Genomic DNA, 20,177 nt, shown 5'->3' on the forward strand with positions numbered 1-20,177 from the left:
TCCAGACCGTCACGACGCGACGCGACTCAGCCAGCCGGCGGTGCAGCAGCAGCCCCACCAGCGGCAGCCCCGCCCGCAGCGGCGCCACCGGCCGGAGCCCCGCCCCCGGTGACCGCCCCGTCAGCCGCCGGTGCCTGCGCCGCCGGGTTCGACGTCGTCGGCGCCGGCGCGCCCGACGCGGCCGTCCCCGGCGTCTGCGTCTGCGTCTGCGTCCCCTGCTGCTGCGTCCCCTGCTGCGCGTCCGACCCGCCGGACGGCGTCGCGGCCTTGGCCTTCGCGGGCGTCCCGATCATCGCCTGGTCCGGAGCGGGCAACGTGCCGCCGCCGTACGCGCCGTCCAGGTACGTCATCAGCTGCTTGCCGACCTGGAACTTGGCGCTGTACCCGGTGGTGCCCTGTAGGAACGGCCAGTTCGCCAGCCGCACGTGGCCCTGCACGTTGCCGATCCAGGTCGCGTTCGTGTACTTCGTCGACGACGTGACCAGCCAGTTCTGCTGGTCGCCGTCGGTCGTGCCGGTCTTGGCGAACTTCGGCACGGAGTCGCCCGGGTTGGCGGTGGCCGCGGTGCCCTTCCCGCTCAGCACGCCCTGCAGCGCCCAGTCGACGGTGCCGGCGACTTCGGCGCTGACCCCGCGGTTGCAGGTCGCCGGGGTCGGCCGGATCGTCGCGCCGCTGGCCGTCGTGACGGAGTCGATGGTGGTGGGGGTGCAGGCGATGCCGCCGTTCGCGAACCCGGCGTAGGCCTCGGCGAGGTCGATCGGTGCGAGCGGGTTCGTCCCGAGGACGGACGCGGGGTTGGAGTCCGGTGCGGTGCCGTCCGCTTGGTGGATCCCCATGCCCACGGCGGTCTTCTGGATCCCGCACAGGTCGAGCTGCTTCGCCATCGCGCCGAAGGCGGTGTTGATGGACTCCACGGTCGCGTCGAGCACGGTCATCGACGACGGCACCTTCTCGGCGTTGGCGACGCTCCACGGCTGCCCGCCGAGGGGTGCGCACGAGTTCGTGAACTCGTCCTGCGGGAACGTGTTCTCGGTCGTCCCGACGGACTCGGACAGGGTGTGCCCGTTCGCCAGCCAGTCGGCCAGGGTGAAGACCTTGTAGGTCGAACCGGTCTGGAAGCCGCTCGAGCTGCCGACGGCCTGGTCGGCGTTGTAGTTCACGGCGGTGGCACCCGGGGTGGGTGCGTCGGACTGCGTGTACGTGGTGTTCTGCACCATCGAGACCACACGGCCGGTGCCGGGTTCGACGGTGACGTTCGTGCCACCGGCGTCGACGCCGGCCATCGTCGTCGGCACGTAGGACGACAGTGCGTTCTGCGCGTGGTCCTGCAGGTCGAGGTCGAGCGAGGTGTGGATCGACAGGCCCTTCGTGTCGAGGGTGGCGATCCGGTCCGAGGCCGTCTTGCCGAAGGCCGGGTCGGAGAGCACCTGCGAACGCACCATGTCGCAGAAGTAGCCGGCGTCGTACTTCGATGCTGCCGTCGAGCAGCCGTTGGCGGTCGCGGTGATCTTCGGCGTGATCGGTGTCGCGATCGCCTTCGTCAGCTCGGCCGCGGAGATCGCGTGGTGGGCGCGCATGCGGCGGAGGACGTAGTCGCGGCGGACCTTCGTCAGCGCGTACCCGTTCGCCGAGCCGTTGGCCTTGTCGCTCGGCTGGTCGATGCGCAGGCCCGACGGGTTGTTGAGGATCGCCACGAGGGTCGCCGACTGCACGAGCGACAGGTCCTTCGCGTGGACGCCGAAGTAGTACTCGGCACCGGCCTCGGCGCCGTAGACACGGCCGCCGAGCCCGACGATGTTGAGGTACCCGGTGAGGATCTGGTCCTTGCTGTACTTCTTGTCGACGGCGATCGCGTACCGGATCTCCTGCAGCTTGCGTGCCTTCGACTGGCCGGCGACCTTGTCGTAGCAGGCGTCGACCTTCTTCTTCGTGGACGCCGGGTCCTTGCCGTTGAGCTGCTCGCACTGCTGCACGAGGACGTTCTTGACGTACTGCTGCGTGATGCTCGAGCCGCCCTGGACGCCCTTGCCGAGTGCGTCGGCGATCGTCGCGCGGAGTGTCCCGACCACGTCGATCCCGCCCTCGGTGTGGAAGCGCGGGTCCTCGGTGTCGATGGCCGCCTGCTTGAGGGTGTCGGCGATCTGTCCGGACTGCACGTTGGTGCGGTTCTCGGCGTAGAACGACGCGATCGGGACCTCTTGTCCGCCCTGCTTCGCGTAGACGGTGGACACCTGCTGCGGCGTCTGGATGTCGAGGTAGCTCGGCAGGTCCTCGAAGAACTCGGCCGCGCCGCTCGCGCCCTCCCCCGCGACGGCGACCGCCGGGGTCACCGCGACGGCGACGAGCAGGCCGGCGAGGACCGACATGACGACGAACATCAAGAGGGCACCCGGCCACCGCACGACTCGCATGTCGAGCACGGTAAGGAGACGGGCTGTACTCACACTGCTGCGCGCGGTCGCGCGACTGCACAGCCGCACAGGATGCTCCCGGTCTCGCCGCCGCCACGTGGTCCGACACGGCCTGGAGGCCCACATCACCGGCCCTGCGCCGGTCCGGTCACGATCCGGTCACGTCTGGGCAGCCTCCCGTCCCGCCGCGGGGGACGGTGCTCAGTCGCGCGGCTGGAGGTCCTGCGGTCGGACGAGGTACATGTCCAGCGTCGCCTGGACGACCCCGTCACCCGGGGTGTCGCCGGGCGTGTGCCGACCGCTGACCAGGTCGCCCCGTCCCACCGCGATGAGCGCGACGTCGTGCAGGGACGCCGTGCCGGGCTTGAGGTAGTCGTTGTGCCCGAACGGCTGCCGGAAGACGTCCCCGGCGTCCGCGGGGTCACTGCCGCCGGCCAGGTCGAGCGCCGCCGCGCCGAACGACGTCCGCCCGGGGTCGGTGCCGAAGAAGCCGGTGCCTGCGACCGGGTCCCAGTGCGCGCCCCCGACGTAGACCTGCCCGTGCGGGACACCGAGCTCGTCGGCGGAGGTGACGGCGCTGCCCGGAGACCCGAGCATGGTCAGGCTGTCCACCCTGGTGCGTCCGGACGACAGCGCGATCATCGCCGTGGTCGACCCGTACGAGTGCGCCACGACCCCGAGCCGCGGTTCGTGGTCGTTCCGGACCGCCCGGATGCCGTCGAGGGTCCGGACCAGCCGGTCGGCGCCGAGGTGGGCGAGTTCGAGCGACATGAAGTTCGAGATGCCGGGCGTGCGGTACCCCATCCACGCGACGACCGCGATGCCCGGGCCGTTCGCGGGGGCGGCCACCGGCGCGAGGGTGGCCTGCTCGCGGAACACGTCCCCGGCCGTCGCGGTGAAGTCCACCATCTGGCCGTTGACCGAGAAGAAGATGCCGGGCACCACGACCGAGACGTCGCCGGCGGTGTCCAGGTCGCCGACCGAGATCGCGCACCGGCCGCTGCCCCGGGTGTCGAGCGTGACGAGGTACTTCCGCGGGTCGTCCGGGGTCTGCTCCAGCGACTGCCGCACCTGCCCGAGCATCGACGCGAGCGAGGTCGACGTGCCCGGGTCGGCCAGTCCGGCGGCGAGGGATGCCCGGTTCGCGACGTCCCGGACGTCGTACGGCACGCCGTCGAGGTTGCCGATCACGACGGGGGCGTCGTCGGTCAGGACCGTCTGCGACGCCGGCGACAACCCGCGCCACCAGTTCGCCACGAGGTTGGTGCTGGGCGGGTCGTCCATCGCGGTCGCGGTCACACGCGAGTCGTCATCGGCGGCCTGCAGGGTGAGCGGTGCCGCGGTCTCGAGGGCGTCCAACCAGCGCTGCCCGGAGGCGACGGCGAGCGCCTCGACGGCCGGTCCGGACACGTGGTCGGACGCTCGGGGTCCAGGAGTCCCGACGGCGGCCGACGCGACGACGGAAGCGGGCACGGCGGGGGCCTCGACGACTCCCAGCGAGTGGATCGAGGCGGTCAACAGAGCCGCGGCGATGATCAGCAAACGGGTCTCCCCCGGGAAGGCCAGCCTGTCGTTCCCCTGCAGACGACAGGTGATGCTCTGTCGAGCTTAGGGAGATCCGGCCCTTCGGGGGTCATGCGGGATGCAACATGACCCCCGAACTGGGGTCACACCGGGGTGCGTCGCAGGGGCCGCTTCGCGCGCGGCCGTGCATGGCCCTCTACTGCGGCTCGGCGGCGTCCGGAGCGGGCTCGGGCTCGGCCGGTACCGGGTCGCCGAGCGCGGCCGGCCCCTCGGTCACGAGCAGCGCGAACTGCTCGGCGTCGATGATCCGCAGTCCGAGCTGCTCCGCCTTCGTCAGCTTCGAGCCGGCACCCGGGCCCGCGGCGACGAAGTCCGTCTTCTTGCTGACGCTCGACGCGGCCTTCCCACCGGCGGCGATGATCGCCTCTTGCGCACCCTCGCGGCTGAAGCCCTCGAGCGAGCCGGTCGCGACGACCGTGATGCCTGCGAGCACCCCGCCCGCTTCGGTCGCGGCTCCCGGCCCGGGGTGTCCGGGGGTCGTGAGCTGCACGCCCGCGGCCGTCCAGCGGTCGATGATCTCGCGGTGCCAGTCGACCTCGAACCAGTCGAGCAGCGCGTCGGCGATGATCCCGCCGACCCCGTCCACCGCGGCCAGCTCGTCACGCGAGGACGACCGGATCGCGTCGAGCGACCCGAAGTGGTTCGCGAGCGCCCGGGCCGCGACGGGTCCGACGTGGCGGATGTTCAGGCCGACCAGGATCCGCCACAGCGGCTTCGTCTTCGCGGCGTCGATGTTCGCGAGCATCTCGAACGCGTTCTTGGACGGGTACCGGCTCGGCTCGCCCGTGTAGTCCGCACCGCGGGCCTCCGGGTCGAACGGCGGGTCGGTCTTCTTCCTCGCCCGGCTGAACGGGGTCACGCGCTTCGGGGCGCCGCCGTCCTCGGTCTTCTCCATGCCGGTCTCGGCGTCCCGGACGACGACCTCGATCGGGACGATGTCCTCCAGCGTCAGGTCGAACAACCCGGCTTCGGTCACCAGCGGCGGGGTCTCCGGGAACACCGGCTGGGTGAGCGCGGCGGCGGCCACCTCGCCCAGGCCCTCGATGTCGAGCGAACCGCGGGAGGCGATGTGCTCCACCCGGCCGCGCACCTGCGCCGGGCAGCTCTCGGCGTTCGGGCAGCGGAGGTCGATGTCGCCCTCCTTCGCCGGGCGGAGCGGGGTGCCGCACTCCGGGCAGTCGGTCGGCATCACGAACTCGCGCTCGGTGCCGTCGCGGAGCTCGACCACCGGGCCGAGGACCTCGGGGATCACGTCGCCGGCCTTGCGGAGCACGACGGTGTCGCCGATCAGGACACCCTTCGCCTTCACCACCTGCTGGTTGTGCAGGGTGGCCTGACGGACGACGGACCCGGCGACCTCGGCCGGCTCCATCGCGGCGAAGGGGGTGGCCCGACCGGTACGGCCGACGCTGACGACGATGTCGAGCAGCTTCGTGTGGACCTCTTCCGGCGGGTACTTGTAGGCGATCGCCCAGCGCGGAGCCCGGCTGGTCGACCCGAGTTCCTCGTGCAGCCCGAGGTCGTCGACCTTGATGACGATGCCGTCGATCTGGTGCTCGACCGCGGAGCGACGCTCGCCGTAGTCCTTGACGAAGCCCAGGACCTCGTCCACCGAGTCGAACACGCGGTGGTGCGTGCCGGTCGGCAGGCCCCACTCGTGGAGCAGCTCGTAGACCTCGGACTGGGCGCGGACGTCGGTGTCGCGCTCGAGTTCGGCGACCGGCCAGGCCCCGATGCCGTGCACGAGCATCCGGAGGCGCCGCAGCCGGTCGACCATGAGCTCGCGCTTGCCTGCGGACTTGCCCTCCTCCTTCTGGCGGAGGGACCCCGCAGCGGCGTTCCGCGGGTTCGCGAACACCCGCTCGCCGGCGTCGCGCTGCCGGGCGTTCAGCTCGTCGAACTGCGCGACCGGGAAGAAGATCTCGCCACGGACCTCCACCAGGGGCGGGTGGCCGCTACCGGCGAGCCGGTCCGGGATCGTGCCCATCGTCCGGACGTTGCCGGTGACGTCCTCGCCCACCACGCCGTCCCCACGGGTGGCGGCCGAGACGAGCCGACCGTGCTCGTACCGCAGGTTGATGGCGAGCCCGTCGATCTTCAGCTCGGACAGGAAGCGGACCCGCTCGGCACCGGCGTCCCGCTGGACCTTGAGCGCCCAGTCGGTCAGTTCCTCGGGGCTGAAGACGTTGTCGAGGCTCAGCATCCGCTCGGCGTGCTCGACCGGGGCGAACTGCGTGGTCTGCGCCTGCCCGCCGACCGTCTGCGTCGGGCTGTCCTCGGTCAGGAGTTCCGGGAACCGCTGCTCGATCGCGTCCAGCCGGTGCATCATCGTGTCGTACTCGGCGTCGGACGCGGGCGAGCCGTTGCCCTCGTAGTAGGCGTGCCGCAGTTCGTTCAGTCGGGCGCGCAGCCGGTCTACCTCTCGAGCGGCCTGCGCGGCGTCGAGGCCTGCGGGGTCGATGGTCTCGAAGGTCGCGTCGGTGTCGCTCATGTGTCAGTTCTACCGTGCGCCACCGACCCCGGTCGCAGCGGCCGGGGCAGGGTCGTCAGGCCGGGACAGGGTCCTCAGGCCGGGACGGGCGCTGCCGACACCGTCGTGTCGATGGTGCACTGGCCGAGCACCCGGGTGCCGACGTACACGACGGCGGTCTGCCCGGGGGCGACGCCGGACAGCGGCTCGTCCGGGACGACCACGAGCGCGCCGTCCTCGACGTGTGCGGTCGCGGGCTCCGGGTCGGCGTGCGCCCGGATCTGCACGTCGCAGCGGAACGGGGTCGACGGGTCCGCCGGTGCCGCGCCGGCCCAGGTGTACCGGGTGCCGGAGAGCGAGGCGACGTCGAGCGCTTCCTTCGGCCCGACGACGACGGTGTTGTCCTTCGGGCGGATCTCGAGCACGAAGCGGGGCTTGCCGTCCGCCGCGGGGCGTCCGAGCGCGAGACCGCGACGCTGCCCGACCGTGTAGCCGTGGGCGCCGTCGTGGCTGCCGACGACCGTGCCGTCACGCTCGACGACGTCACCGGTCTCGCTGCCCACGCGGTCGGCGAGCCAGCCGCGGGTGTCGCCGTCGGGGATGAAGCAGATGTCGTACGAGTCCGGCTTCTGCGCGACCGTCAGCCCGCGGGCGGCGGCCTCGGCACGGACCTCGTCCTTCGACGGGGTGGCCCCGAGCGGGAACATCGCGTGCTGCAGCTGCTCCGCCGTCAGGACACCGAGCACGTAGGACTGGTCCTTCGCCCACGCCGCCGAGCGGTGCAGTTCACGAGAACCGTCCGGCGCGGTCACGATCGAGGCGTAGTGCCCGGTCGCGACGGCGTCGAACCCCAGGGCCAGGGCCTTCTCGAGCAGGGCCGCGAACTTGATCCGCTCGTTGCAGCGCATGCAGGGGTTCGGGGTGCGGCCGGCCTGGTACTCGGCCACGAAGTCGTCGACGACGTCCTCCTTGAACCGCGCCGAGAAGTCCCACACGTAGTACGGGATCCCCAGGGCCGAGGCGGCGCGCTGCGCGTCCATCGAGTCCTCGATCGTGCAGCACCCACGGCTGCCCGTTCGCAGGGTGCCGGGCATCCGACTGAGTGCCAGGTGCACCCCGACGACGTCGTGGCCGGCGTCCACCGCCCGGGCCGCGGCCACCGCCGAGTCGACCCCACCGCTCATCGCCGCCAGAACACGCATGCGTCCAGGGTAACTCCGACACGGCGTACCGTTGCTCGACGATGACGAGCACCACGAACGACGCCTTCGACCTCCGCGGCGTCCTGCTGTCCGGGTTCCTGCCCGCCGCGCTCTTCGCGATCGGCGAGGGCGCGATCATCCCGATCATCCCGATCGCCGCGGACTCCCTCGGGGCGAGCCTGGCGATCGCCGGCTTCGTCGCCTCGCTGATCCTGGTCGGGGAGCTCATCGGCGACGTGCCCTCGGGCGTCGTCGTCGCGCGGATCGGCGAGCGCAACGCGATGATCGGCGCGGCCGTCGTCTCGGTGGTCGGCCTGCTCGTGTGCACGGTCGCCCCGAACCCCCTCGTCCTGGCCATCGGCGTGTTCCTGGTCGGCCTGTCCACCGCGGTCTTCGCGCTCGCCCGGCACGCGTACATGACGACCGCGATCCCGTTGCGGATCCGGGCCCGCGCGCTCTCGAGCCTCGGCGGGGTGTTCCGCTTCGGGTACTTCGTCGGTCCGTTCCTCGCGGCCGGGGTCATCCACCTCACCGGCACGACCCAGAGCGCGTTCTGGGTCCACGTCGTCTGCTGTCTCGGCGCCGCCGTCGTGCTCCTCGTCATCCGCGACCCCGCGACGGGCGTGCGCGGTCTGCAGCGGCCGAGCCGCGCCTCCCGGCCGACCGCGACCGCGACCGCGACCGCAGCCGACCACGCGACGGACCCGGCGACGCCGGCCGCGCTCGAGGGCGAGCAGTTCGTCAAGGATGAGTCGCAGGGCCTCTTCCAGACCATCCGCGCTCACCACCGGGTCCTCGTCCGCCTGGGCAGCGGCGCCGCGCTGATCGGGGCGATGCGCGCCGGACGTCAGGTGATCCTGCCGCTCTGGGCCGTCAGCGTCGGGCTCGACGACTCCACCGCCGCCCTGGTGATCGGCATCGCCGGTGCCGTCGACTTCGCGCTGTTCTACACGAGCGGGCAGATCATGGACCGCTGGGGACGCCTGGCGAGTGCGCTGCCCTGCATGCTCGGCCTGAGCATCTGCTACTTCCTGCTCGCCTGGAGCGACCACCTCGACGCCCGCGTCGGCTGGTTCATCGCGGTCGCGATGGCCATGTCCCTGGCGAACGGCGTCGGCTCCGGCATCCTCATGACGCTCGGCGCCGACCTGGCACCCGCGGACCGGCCGGCACCGTTCCTCGGCGCCTGGCGGTTCACCGGGGACCTCGGGTCGGCTGCCGCACCGCTCGTCATCTCGGGCGTCACGGCGCTGGCGACCATCGCGGTCGCCAGCGGCGTGATGGGCGTGCTCGGCCTGGTCGGCGCGGGCATCCTGCTCCGGTACGTGCCGCGGTACCTCCCCCGCACGTTGCGCTGACCGGCCCGCTCCGGGGTCGCCTGGTCGCGCGTCGCCTGCTCGGGCGTCGCCCGCTCGGGCGTCGCCGGCCGGCCGGGAGGCCCGCCCCACCTCCGCCACCCGCCCCGCTGCGTACACTGGGTCGGCCAGCGGGAGTGGTGGAATTGGTAGACACGCAGGATTTAGGTTCCTGTGCTCCGGCGTGAGGGTTCGAGTCCCTCCTTCCGCACCGGACGGCCTGCGGGCTCGCGCGCCGGGTCGCGTCGGACGTCAGCACTCCGACGGACGGCCCCGACACGCCCGCACGGTACCCTCGGTCCGGCGGGTGCTCCATCCGCCCTCGCCCGCCGACCGGAAGAACCATGCACTCCGTCGCACTCGCCCTGATCCCCTGGCTGGATCCGCAGTACATCCTCGACCACTTCGGGGCCTTCGCCGTGCTCGTCGTGTGCGCCATCATCTTCGCCGAGACCGGGCTGCTGATCGGGTTCATCTTCCCGGGCGACAGCCTGCTCGTCATCACCGGCCTGTTCGCCTTCGACCGTCACGGCCAGATCGGCGGGATCCCGATCTGGGTCGTCGCGCTGATGATCGGCGCGGCGGCGTTCCTCGGCGGTGAGCTCGGCTACTACATCGGCAAGAAGGCCGGGCCGCCGATCTTCGAACGCAAGGACAGCGGACTGTTCTCGAAGGCGAACGTCGACCGGACGAACGCGTTCTTCCACAAGTACGGTGCCCTCGCGGTGATCCTGGCGCGCTTCGTCCCCGTGGTCCGGACGTTCGCCCCGATCGCCGCCGGTGTGGGCCGGATGAACTACAAGAAGTACTCGCTGTACAACGCCGTCGGCGCGGTCATCTGGGGTGTCGGGGTCACGTTCCTCGGGTACTTCCTCGGGTACATCCCCGCGGTGGCGTACATCGTGCGGAACTACATCGACGTGATCCTGCTCGCGGCGGTCGTCGTCACCGTGGTCCCCGCCGCGATCACCTACTTCCGGAACGCCCGAAAGGCCAAGCAGCGCGAGCCCGAGCAGCCGTAGGCCGGCGGCGCGGGCCGCCCGGAGCCGGCCCGGCGAAGCGGGCGCTGCCGGCGGCCGGCGCTGCCGGCGCCCGGCCCTGCCGGCGCCCGGCCCGGCGCGAGCGGAATCCGCACAACAGGAGCCGCCTCGAACCGTGGCATCCCGCGGTTCGAAGCGGTTTCTGTTGTGCGACGCCGATCGGCACCGCGGCCGGCCCGCGGCCAGGCCGGGACGCCGGGCGCCGGGCGCCGGGCGCCGCGGCCCGCGAGCCGACTGCCGGCGGCCCGGGGCTGGCCCGGCGCTGCCGGCGCTGCCGGCGCTGCCGGCGCTGCCGGCGCCCGGCGCTGCCGGCCGCCGCCGCGGCCGGCGGCCCGGCGCGAGCGGGACCCGCACAACGAAAACCGGCTCGAACCACGGCATGCCGTGGTTCGAGCCGGTTCCTGTTGTGCGACGCCGATCGGTACCGCGGCCGGCCCGCAGCGCGGGAGGGCGGCCGCCCGCGCCCCGCGCCGGCCTCAGGCCTGCGGCGCCTCGCCCGCGAACCACTCGCGGACGATCGGCGCGATGCCCCGGAACGCCTTCGACCGGTGGCTCAGCGCGTTCTTCTCAGCGCGGGTCAGCTGCGCCGCCGAGCGGTCGGCGTCGTCCGGCTGGAACACCGGGTCGTAGCCGTGCCCGCCGTCCCCGATCGGCTCGGTGCGGACCTCGCCGTTCCAGACCGCCTCGAACACGTGCTCGACCCCGGAGGGCGTGACGAACGCGGCCGCGCAGACGAACGCCGCGGTCCGCTCGACGACACCGTCCAGGTTCTGCAGCAGCAGCGCGATGTTGTCCGCGTCCACCCGGGTGCCGGCGTACCGGGCCGAGTGGATGCCGGGTGCCCCGTCGAGGGCGTCGACCGCGATGCCGGAGTCGTCCGCCAGGGCCGGCAGCCCGGTGTGGGCGACCGCGGCGCGCGCCTTGATGAGCGCGTTCGCGGCGTAGGTGTCGCCGTCCTCGACCGGTTCGGGCCCGTCGTACGCCACGAGCTCGACCCCACCCAGGGCGTCACCGAGGATGTCCCGCAGCTCGACGACCTTGCCCTGGTTGTGCGTCGCCAGGACGACCGTGCGGGCGGTGTCGGTCATGCGAGTCCCAGCGCCGAGCGCTGCACGGCCGCGAGGGAGGCGTTGCCGGCCAGCCCGAGGTCGAGCAGCGCGTTCAGCTCGTCGCGGTCGAACGGTGCGTGCTCCGCCGTGCCCTGGACCTCGATGAACTTGCCGGACCCCGTGGTGACGATGTTCATGTCGGTGTCGGCGCGGCTGTCCTCCTCGTAGGCCAGGTCGAGCATCGGCACCCCGCCGACGATCCCGACCGAGATCGCCTGCACGCTGTCGGTGAGCGGCGTCGCCTTCTTGCCGATGAACCCGCGCTCGCGGCCCCACTCGATCGCGTCGGCCATCGCCACGTAGGCGCCGGTGATCGAGGCGGTGCGGGTGCCGCCGTCGGCCTGCAGCACGTCGCAGTCGAGCACGAGGGTGTTCTCGCCCAGGCCCTTCATGTCGACGACGGCGCGCAGCGACCGCCCGATGAGCCGGGAGATCTCGTGCGTGCGCCCGCCGACCTTGCCCTTGATCGACTCGCGCTGCATCCGCTCGTTGGTGGACCGCGGCAACATCGAGTACTCGGCGGTGACCCAGCCGGTCCCCTTGCCGGCCATCCAGCGCGGGACGCCGTTGGTGAACGAGGCGGTGCAGAGCACCTTCGTGTTGCCGAACGAGATGAGCGCGCTGCCCTCGGCCTGGGTGCTCCAGCCGCGTTCGATGGTGACGGGTCGGTGGTCGGTGGTGGTCCGGCCGTCGATGCGGACGGTGCCGTCGGTGGCGTTCATGGGTTCCTCTCGGTCCGGCCTGGAGGCACGGTGCGGGTGGTCGGGGCGGGTCAGGTCGTGCGGCGGGTCAGGTCGTGCGGCTGGTCGCCGACACGTCGCGCCCGCGGGGCAGGGTGATGGCGCCTGTCTCGAGGTGCCCGACGGAGGCGACCTCGGGCCCGAGGAACCGGCGGGCGAGGCGGACGAAGCCGGCCTCGTCGGCGCCGGTGGCCTCGAACGCGTAGCTCGGCGGTTCGGTGCCGGTGCGCTCGAGGCCGTGTTCGACGAGCCGACGGTAGACGTCGTTCGCGGTCTCCTCGGCGCTGGACACCAGTGTGACGTCGGGCCCCATCACGTACTGGATCGCGGCGGACATCAGCGGGTAGTGCGTGCACCCGAGGACGAGGGTGTCGACGCCGGCGTCCCGCACCGGTGCGAGGTACCCGGCGGCGACCTCGCGCAGCTGGGCGGACGAGGTGTCACCGGCCTCGACGAACTCGACGAAGCGGGGGCACGCGGCGGTGGTCAGGGTGACGTCGGCGGCGACGGCGAAGGCGTCCTCGTACGCGCGGGAGGCGATGGTGCCGATCGTGCCGATGACGCCGATCCGGCCGGTGCGGGTCTGCTTGACGGCGGCACGGGCAGCGGGCTGGATGACCTCGACGACGGGGATGCCGTACGCCTGCTCGTAGCGTTCCCGGGCGTCGCGGAGGACGGCCGAGCTCGCGGTGTTGCAGGCGATCACGAGGGCCTTGACGCCCTGGTCGACCAGGTCGTCCATGACCTCGAGCGCGTACCGCCGGACGTCGGCGATCGGCTTCGGCCCGTACGGCGAGTGCCGGGTGTCCCCGACGTAGCGGATGCTCTCGCGCGGCAGCTGGTCGATGATCGCGCGGGCCACCGTGAGTCCGCCGACGCCGCTGTCGAAGACTCCGATCGGTGCATCCGTCACGGTGACCAGCGTACCGACGCGCGCCGCCCGCGGGACGTGGCACGGGCCTCCCGTCCACAGATCGCCCCGGCACCGCCGTTGTCCACCGTTCCGGGACACGATCCGGGCCGGCGCACCCGGTCCTGGTTAGGGTCGGAGACGTGACCACCGCACTCCTGACCGACCAGTACGAACTCACCATGGTCGACGCCGCGCTGAAGGACGGCACCGCCGACCGCCGCTGCGTCTTCGAGGTGTTCGCCCGCCGGCTGCCGGACGGGCGCCGCTACGGCGTCGCGGCGGGCCTCGGACGCTTCCTCACGCAGCTGACCGAGTTCCGGTTCGGGGACGCGGAGATCGGCTTCCTGCGCGACCGGCGCGTCATCGACGAGGGCACGGCCCGCTGGCTGGCGGACTACCGGTTCTCCGGGGACGTCCGCGCCTACCGCGAAGGCGAGGTGTTCTTCCCGAACTCCCCCGTGCTGCAGATCGAGGGCACCTTCGCCGAGGCCGTGATGCTCGAGACCCTGGCGCTCAGCGTGTTCAACGCCGACTCGGCGATCGCCTCCGCCGCGGCACGCATGGTGTCCGCGGCCGACCGTCGTCCGCTCGCCGAGATGGGGTCCCGCCGCACCGGCGAGTGGAACGCCGTCGCCGCCGCCCGGGCCGCGTACATCGCTGGCTTCGGCGCCACCAGCAACCTCGAGGCGGGCCGGACCTGGGGCATCCCGACGATGGGCACGGCGGCCCACGCCTTCACGCTGCTGCACGACTCGGAGGAAGCCGCGTTCCGGTCCCAGCTCGACGCACTCGGCAGCGGTACCACCCTGCTCGTGGACACCTACGACATCGAGGCCGCGGTCGAGACGGCCGTCCGCCTGACCGAGGGGAAGCTCGGCGCGGTGCGGATCGACAGCGGCGACCTGCCCTCCGTCGTGGCGTCGGTCCGTGCCCAGCTCGACCGGCTCGGTGCGACGGCGACGAAGATCACCGTGACGAACGACCTCGACGAGTACACGATCGCCGCACTCCGTGCCGCCCCGGTGGACTCCTACGGCGTCGGCACCTCGGTCGTGTCCGGCTCGGGCCACCCCGCCGCCGGCATGGTCTTCAAGCTCGTCGCGCACCACTCCCCCGCGGGCGAGTGGGTGCCGGTGGCGAAGAAGTCCGCCGAGAAGGCGTCCGTCGGCGGTCGGAAGGAAGCGGGTCGGCGCCTCCGGAACGGCATCGCCACGGCCGAGGTCGTGCTGACCTCGGGGTCGGTCAGCCCGGACGAGCGGGACCTGCTCGTGCCGGTGGTCACCCACGGGGAGGTCGATCCGGCGTTCCTCGGTCCCGCCGGTGTCGAAGCCGCCCGGGCGCACCACAAGCGGGCCAAGGCGGAGCTGCCGGCGGACGCCGAGCGCATCGGCCGCGGCGACCCGGCCATCCCGACGCTGCTCGTGTGAGCAGCGTCGGCGGGGGTCACTCGGACTTCATCTTCTCGTAGATGGCCTTGCAGTCCGGGCAGACCGGGAACTTCTCGGGGTCGCGTCCGGGGATCCACTTCTTGCCGCAGAGCGCCTTGACGGCTTTGCCGGTCAGGGCGGACTCGAGGATCTTGTCCTTCTTGACGTAGTGCGAGAAGCGCTCGTGGTCGCCGGGCTCGATCGCCTCCTCTTCCAGGAGCTTCTCGAGTTCGCGGTCCATCACGTCGAGGCCGCCACCGCCGGGTTCCGTCGTGCTCATGTCACCAGGGTACGTCGTCAGGACCCGGTCCGTCGGCGGATCGGTCACGCTGTGGGCGCACGTGGCCCCGGGCGTCAGTTCCGCTGGGCGGCGGCCAGGAGGTCCGGCCCGCGTCGGTCGAACACCGCGCCGCCGACGGCCACGCCGATCGCCAGGACGACGACGCCGACACCGATCCCGACGCCGAGGACGAGCGCCGTCGACGGGTCCTCCGCCCCGATGAGCGCGCGGACGGCGAACCACCCGGCGGGCACCATGCACAGCACCGTCCCGACGACCATCAGGGTCTGTGCGAACGTCGCCGTCGCGCCCGCGGCCTGCGGTTGGTGGAACGGGTGGTCGCCCGGTCGGACGGTCGGGTACGGCAGGGCGACCGACACGATGCTCGACAGGCCGAGCCCGCCGAGCAGACCGCTGGCGGAGACCGCGACGAGCAGCGGGAACGCCTCCATGTCGCCGTACAGCGCGGCCGACACGGCGGCTCCGGCGACGAGCAGCGGGACGCCGACGACGATGAGCGGCACCAGGCGACCGAGTCGGTCGGTCCAGCCCGGAGCGCCCGAGGCGACGTGCAGCCAGACGGCCGTGTTGTCGTACGAGACGTCGTTGTGCGGCAGGAACCCGGCGATCAGGGCCATCAGCGGCAGCGGCACCAGGGCCGTCCACGCCCACGGCACCCCGGCGATGCCGAGCGGCAGCACCACGAGCGGCACGAACACCAGGATCAGGTACGAGCTGCGGTACCGCGGGTCGCGGGTCCAGTAGGTCAGCGCGCGGGCTGCGACGGCACCGAACGGGGTCGCGCCGAGCCGGTCGAACCAGCCGAGCGTGCGGTGTCGGTGCACGCGCACCGGGTGCGGCACGGCGACGAGCACCCGCCCGACCAGGGCCCACCAGGCGAGACCGAGGAGGCCCACGACGACGAGCGCCACGAGCAGCCGGGCGACGGCCGTGCCGGCGTGACCGGCCGCGACGTCCGCGGGCACGGCCCACGCGGCACCCCAGGGCGTCCAGCCGGCGACGTCGGCCAGCCGCTGGAGCCCGGGTGCGGCGAGGTCGAGCCAGTGGGGACGGAGCAGGAGGGCGGCCGACGGCAGCACCAGGACGATGCCGACCAGGACCACCGGCCAGGTGGCCTCCCGGGGTCGGTGCCCCGCGAACGCGAGCGCTCCGAGCGTGCTGCCGACCCGGATGAGCAGGGCGGTGGTGGCGAGCACGAGCACCGCGGCGACGACGGCCATCAGGGCCGGACCGGCACCGCGGCTCCAGGTGACGACCTGCGCGACGGCGAGCACGGCGACCGCGACGACCGGGATGCCGAGGAGGCCTGCCAGGCCGAGGCCGACGGCCAGGTCACGCTGCCCGATGCCGAACGCGGTGAAACGCCGGGGGTCGAGCTGGTCGTAGACACCGACGGCGAACGGGATCAGCGTGCAGCCGAGGGCCACCGCCGTGCCGACCAGGACCACGACGGTGCGGGCCACGAGGGGGTCGGCGGTCCGGAGCCCACCGAGGACGGACGCGGCCCAGAGGACGGCGACCAGGGCGACGAGGCTGCCGAGGACGACGGCGACCGCGCGGCGCGCACCACCACGGACCTCGCCCGCGAGCAGGTCGGCCCTCAGCCGGAGAAGCTGTGCAACCATTCCATGCTCTCTGCGACGGGGCGTCCGCCGGCGAGTTCGACGAACTTGTCCTCCAGGGAGCGACGGCCGCGGACCTGCGCCATGGTGCCGGCGGCCAGGACCTTGCCGCCGACGATGATCGCCACCGAGTCACACGTGCGCTGGACGAGTTCCATCGAGTGACTGGAGAGCACGACGGTGCCGCCACCCGCGGTGTAGCGCCGCAGGATGTCGGTGATGGTCGTCGCGCTGACCGGGTCGACTGACTCGAACGGTTCGTCGAGCACGAGCACGCGCGGCGAGTGGATGAGGGTGGCGGCCAGGGCGATCTTCTTCGCCATGCCCATCGAGTAGTCGGCGACCGGACGTCCGAGCGCGTCGCCGAGACCGAACGCCTCGGCCAGGTCCGCGCTGCGGCTCCGGGCGGTCTTGCCGTCCAGCCCGCGGAGCGTGGCCGAGTAGAAGAGCATCTGCGCGCCGGTCAACCGGTCGAACAGACGGAGCCGGTCCGGCAGCACCCCCATCGCCCGCTTCGCGGCGGTCGGGTCGGCCCAGACGTCGTGGTCGAGCACGGTGACGGTGCCGGCGTCCGGACGCAGGAGGCCGGTGAGGACCGAGAGCGTCGTCGTCTTGCCGGCGCCGTTCGGCCCGACGACCCCGAAGATCGAGCCCTTCCGGATCTCCAGGTCGACGTCGTCCACCGCCAGGGTCTGGCCGTAGCGCTTGACCAGGCCCTCGGCGCGGAGCACGACGGGCTGCTGCGGCACGTTGGGCCGGCCCGTGGGCCGCTTCGTCGTGGACGCGGCCGGCGTCCCGGAGCCGCTCCGGGCCTCCTGGCCGTCGCGACGGACGTCCTGGCCGTCGCCCGGGCGTGACGCGGCGCCCTGCGGCCGGGTCGCGCGTCCGGAACGCTTGTCCCGCTTCTTCCCCGGACGCGGCGGCGTGGCCGTCCCGGCCTGCGTGGCTGCGCTCGCCTGCGTCGGTGACCCGGCGGGGCGGGTGTCCGCCCCTGCCTCGGTCGCCGAGCCGGTCCTGTCGTCCGTCATGTCGTCACCCGCGGCTGCGCCGTACGCACCCGTGTCCCCCGTGTCGTCGTGGTCGTCGTCGCCCGTCCCCTGGGCGACGGTCGTGCCGTCGTCGTCCGCGTCGACGGTCCACGCAGCGTCCGACGTGCTGTAGACGTCGTCGTTTCCCGTTGTTCCTGCCGACACGAGGCCAACCGTACCAACGGTTCCGACCGCTCGCTGAGCCGTGTCGGACCGGGTCACGAATTGAACACGATGCCGTCCGACCCGTACCCCGACACCGCCTGGTTCCGTATCATTCACCGAGACACGACGGAGTGTTCACCACTCGGAAACCTGCCCGCAGCGCTCCCGGAGCGGTTGCTGACCGGGGCGTTCTGCGCTCCGGACCACGCGACTCCCGGCCAACTCGAACGCGGTGGGTGCAGTATCCGAGGAAGCCGTATCGAAGTGCCCGTCAGGACACGCTCGACGTGTCCTCCAGTGTGGACCTCCACCCTCCGGGGCGGACGGGACGCGGCGGACACCGGAAGGGACCAGCATGACCACGCAGATCGTCATCCTCGCAGCGGGGATGGGCAGCCGCCTCGGGCGCAGCCTGCCGAAGCCGCTCACCGAGCTCAGCGACGGCCGCACCATCATGCAGCAGCAGTTCGACAACATCCGCGCCGCCTTCGGGTCCAGCGCGCGGGTCACGATCGTCGTCGGCTACAAGTCGGAGTACATCGTCGAGGCGTTCCCCGAGGCGAACTTCGTCTACAACGAGTCCTACGACTCCACGAACACCTCGAAGAGCCTGCTCCGTGCGCTCAAGGCGACCGGCAAGAGCGGTGTCCTCTGGATGAACGGCGACGTGGTCTTCGACCCGATGGCCCTCGTCCGCGCCGCCGACATGATCGACGAGGGTCGGTCGTTCGTCAGTGTGAACACCGAGAAGGTCTCCGACGAAGAGGTCAAGTACACCGTCGACGCCGAGGGCTTCATCGCGAAGCTCTCGAAGAAGGTCGTCGGGGGTCTGGGCGAGGCCGTGGGCATCAACCACGTCTCCGCAGCCGACAAGCAGGCGCTGATCCGCCAGCTCGGCCGGGTCGACGACCAGGAGTACTTCGAGGGCGGCATCGAGGCTGCCATCGCCGAGGACGGACTACGCTGGACGCCGATCGACATCTCCGACCTGTACGCGGTCGAGATCGACTTCGCCGAGGACCTGCAGCGCGCGAACGACCTGTTCGCCTGAACGGGTCAGGATCCCCTGATCCGGACCACCGGCCCGGGTGGCCGCCCCTCGGTGCGGTCCCGGCCGGAGGGAACCCATGACTGACGCGCACCCGACCGCGCAGCCTGAGCGCACGCAGCCGGCGACCACGCCACCGTCTGCGGCCGCAGGCCTCGCCTCGGCACCGCCGGCAGCCCGTGGCTCCGCGCGACGGTACCGCCAGGCGCTCTGGCTGCTGACGGTCCGCGACCTGCGCGTGCGGTACTCGACCTCGGCACTCGGGTACTTCTGGTCGATCCTCGACCCGCTGGTCATGTCGGCGATCTACTGGTTCGTCTTCACACAGGTCTTCCACCGCGGCAAGGTGGGCGAAGAGCCGTACATCGTCTTCCTGCTGACGGCGCTGCTGCCCTGGATGTGGTTCACCGGCGGCGTCTCGGACTCGACCCGGGCCTTCATCAAGGAAGCCAAGCTGATCCGGTCGACGACGATCCCGCGCAGCATCTGGGTCGCCCGCATCGACGCGTCCAAGGCCATCGAGTTCCTGCTGAGCATCCCGGTGCTCGCGGTGTTCGTCATCGCCACCGGGGCGCACCTGCACTGGCAGGTCGTGCTCTGGCCGCTCGCCATCGTCCTGCAGGCCACGCTCGTCTACGGCCTCGGGCTCATCGTCGCACCGCTCGTGGTGTTCTTCCGCGACCTCGAACGCGCGGTGAAGCTCGTCCTGCGCTTCCTGTTCTACGCATCGCCGATCATCTACGGCACGCAGGCGCTGCCGAAGGCGTTGCACGACATCGCCGCGATCAACCCGCTGAGCGGGATCTTCGGCATCTACCGCTCGGCGTTCTTCCCGAGCCAGCTGGACTGGAAGGAAGTGCTCGCGTCGGTCGTCGTCACGGGCATCGTCCTGGTCGTCGGTGTCGTCGTGTTCCGCCGCAGCGAGCACCGCGTCCTCAAGGAGCTGTGATGGCCACGACCGAACCCGTGACGACCGCGAGCACCACCGCACCGGTCATCTCCGTGACCGACGCCGGCATCCGGTTCAAGCGGAACCGCCGCGCCAGCCGGAGCTTCAAGGACCTCTTCGGTCGGGGTCAGCGTCGTCGGAAGGCTGACGAGTTCTGGGCACTCCGGAACGTGTCGTTCGACGTCCGCCCGGGCGAGGCGATCGGTGTCGTGGGCCGGAACGGCCAGGGCAAGTCGACGCTGCTCAAGCTCGTCGCCCAGGTGATGCTGCCCGACGAGGGCCGGGTCCACGTGGGCGCCGGCGTCGCTCCCCTGATCGAGATCACCGGTGGCTTCGTCGGCGACCTGACCGTGCGCGACAACGTCTTCCTGACCGCTGGGCTGCACGGCATGTCCCGGGCGGAGATCCGCGCGGCCTTCGACGAGATCATCGCGTTCGCCGAGATCGCGGACTTCGTCGACACCCCGTACAAGCACCTGTCGAGCGGCATGAAGGTCCGGATCGCCTTCGCGGTGATCTCCCGCCTGGACGAGCCGGTGATCCTCGTCGACGAGGTCCTGGCCGTCGGCGACAAGAAGTTCCGTGAGAAGTGCTACAGGCGGATCGACGAGCTGCTGGCGGGTGGTCGGACGCTGTTCTTCGTCTCGCACAGCGACAAGGACCTGCGCCGGTTCTGCGACCGCGGGCTGTACCTCGACGGTGGACGACTGCTGTTCGACGGGCCGATCGACGAAGCCCTGGAGCGGTACAACGCCGACCACGGCGTCTGACGTCCACTCCTCCACAACCGAGCACCCCCGGGCCACGCTCCAC

The 20,177-nt window shown here is 71.9% G+C and carries 16 protein-coding genes and 1 tRNA gene; 7 read left to right on the forward strand and 10 right to left on the reverse strand.

Annotation, left to right across the window (positions count from 1 at the left end; translation table 11 throughout):
- Positions 1-26: 26 nt before the first annotated feature.
- The 4 genes from QL987_RS14620 to mnmA all read right to left on the reverse strand — a co-directional run bounded on the left by QL987_RS14620 (position 27) and on the right by mnmA (position 7,667).
- Positions 27-2,411 (reverse strand): transglycosylase domain-containing protein, encoded by a 2,385-nt coding sequence (locus tag QL987_RS14620; protein WP_290158323.1) that lies wholly within the window; start codon positions 2,409-2,411, stop codon positions 27-29.
- Positions 2,412-2,612: 201 nt separating this feature from the next.
- A complete protein-coding gene (locus tag QL987_RS14625; protein ID WP_290158324.1) occupies positions 2,613-3,821 on the reverse strand; it encodes an alpha/beta hydrolase in 1,209 nt (402 codons plus the stop codon).
- A 310-nt stretch (positions 3,822-4,131) separates the two neighbouring features.
- Positions 4,132-6,486 (reverse strand): NAD-dependent DNA ligase LigA, encoded by a 2,355-nt coding sequence (gene ligA, locus QL987_RS14630; RefSeq protein ID WP_290158325.1) that lies wholly within the window; start codon positions 6,484-6,486, stop codon positions 4,132-4,134.
- Positions 6,487-6,560: 74 nt separating this feature from the next.
- The gene (gene mnmA / locus QL987_RS14635) at positions 6,561-7,667 is read right to left on the reverse strand and encodes a tRNA 2-thiouridine(34) synthase MnmA (protein ID WP_111076261.1); all 1,107 of its coding nucleotides are present in this window, start codon (positions 7,665-7,667) and stop codon (positions 6,561-6,563) included.
- A gap of 41 nt (positions 7,668-7,708) precedes the next feature.
- On the opposite strand from mnmA, the gene QL987_RS14640 reads away from it, so the two are divergent.
- The 3 genes from QL987_RS14640 (at position 7,709) to QL987_RS14650 (ending at position 10,044) form a co-directional block, all read left to right on the forward strand.
- Positions 7,709-9,025, forward strand: coding sequence for an MFS transporter (locus QL987_RS14640; RefSeq protein WP_290158326.1), 1,317 nt, complete (start codon positions 7,709-7,711; stop codon positions 9,023-9,025).
- Between the two features lie 128 nt (positions 9,026-9,153).
- Positions 9,154-9,233, forward strand: a tRNA-Leu gene (locus QL987_RS14645).
- A gap of 133 nt (positions 9,234-9,366) precedes the next feature.
- Positions 9,367-10,044 (forward strand): DedA family protein, encoded by a 678-nt coding sequence (locus tag QL987_RS14650; protein ID WP_290158327.1) that lies wholly within the window; start codon positions 9,367-9,369, stop codon positions 10,042-10,044.
- 494 nt (positions 10,045-10,538) lie between these two features.
- Here the strand turns inward: QL987_RS14650 and rdgB are convergent, their stop codons facing one another.
- The 3 genes from rdgB to murI all read right to left on the reverse strand — a co-directional run bounded on the left by rdgB (position 10,539) and on the right by murI (position 12,824).
- Positions 10,539-11,150 (reverse strand): RdgB/HAM1 family non-canonical purine NTP pyrophosphatase, encoded by a 612-nt coding sequence (rdgB, locus tag QL987_RS14655; RefSeq protein ID WP_290158329.1) that lies wholly within the window; start codon positions 11,148-11,150, stop codon positions 10,539-10,541.
- A complete protein-coding gene (gene rph / locus QL987_RS14660; protein WP_290158331.1) occupies positions 11,147-11,893 on the reverse strand; it encodes a ribonuclease PH in 747 nt (248 codons plus the stop codon). The genes rdgB and rph overlap by 4 nt, the downstream gene beginning before the upstream one ends.
- A gap of 67 nt (positions 11,894-11,960) precedes the next feature.
- Entirely contained in the window at positions 11,961-12,824 is an 864-nt protein-coding gene (gene murI, locus QL987_RS14665) for a glutamate racemase (protein WP_290158333.1), read from the reverse strand.
- 140 nt (positions 12,825-12,964) lie between these two features.
- Between murI and QL987_RS14670 the strand changes: the two genes are divergently transcribed.
- Positions 12,965-14,251, forward strand: a complete 1,287-nt coding sequence (locus QL987_RS14670) for a nicotinate phosphoribosyltransferase (protein WP_290158335.1) — start codon at positions 12,965-12,967, stop codon at positions 14,249-14,251.
- A 16-nt stretch (positions 14,252-14,267) separates the two neighbouring features.
- On the opposite strand, the gene QL987_RS14675 is transcribed toward QL987_RS14670, so the two are convergent.
- The 3 genes from QL987_RS14675 to QL987_RS14685 form a co-directional block, all read right to left on the reverse strand.
- A complete protein-coding gene (locus tag QL987_RS14675; protein WP_110823714.1) occupies positions 14,268-14,531 on the reverse strand; it encodes a DUF3039 domain-containing protein in 264 nt (87 codons plus the stop codon).
- A 74-nt stretch (positions 14,532-14,605) separates the two neighbouring features.
- A complete protein-coding gene (locus tag QL987_RS14680; RefSeq protein WP_290158336.1) occupies positions 14,606-16,177 on the reverse strand; it encodes an ABC transporter permease in 1,572 nt (523 codons plus the stop codon).
- Positions 16,153-17,367, reverse strand: a complete 1,215-nt coding sequence (locus QL987_RS14685; RefSeq protein ID WP_290158337.1) for an ATP-binding cassette domain-containing protein — start codon at positions 17,365-17,367, stop codon at positions 16,153-16,155. Before QL987_RS14685 ends, QL987_RS14680 begins: the two co-directional genes overlap by 25 nt.
- A 355-nt stretch (positions 17,368-17,722) precedes the next feature.
- On the opposite strand from QL987_RS14685, the gene QL987_RS14690 reads away from it, so the two are divergent.
- The 3 genes from QL987_RS14690 to QL987_RS14700 all read left to right on the forward strand — a co-directional run bounded on the left by QL987_RS14690 (position 17,723) and on the right by QL987_RS14700 (position 20,134).
- Positions 17,723-18,418: a phosphocholine cytidylyltransferase family protein gene (locus QL987_RS14690; RefSeq protein WP_111076269.1), complete on the forward strand. Its 696-nt coding sequence runs from the start codon at positions 17,723-17,725 to the stop codon at positions 18,416-18,418.
- Positions 18,419-18,494: 76 nt separating this feature from the next.
- Positions 18,495-19,364 (forward strand): ABC transporter permease, encoded by an 870-nt coding sequence (locus QL987_RS14695; RefSeq protein WP_290158338.1) that lies wholly within the window; start codon positions 18,495-18,497, stop codon positions 19,362-19,364.
- Positions 19,364-20,134: an ABC transporter ATP-binding protein gene (locus tag QL987_RS14700; protein ID WP_290158339.1), complete on the forward strand. Its 771-nt coding sequence runs from the start codon at positions 19,364-19,366 to the stop codon at positions 20,132-20,134. Before QL987_RS14695 ends, QL987_RS14700 begins: the two co-directional genes overlap by 1 nt.
- Positions 20,135-20,177 lie beyond the last annotated feature (43 nt).

Source organism: Curtobacterium sp. APC 4022 (assembly GCF_030407555.1).
In the GTDB taxonomy this organism is placed as follows: domain Bacteria; phylum Actinomycetota; class Actinomycetes; order Actinomycetales; family Microbacteriaceae; genus Curtobacterium.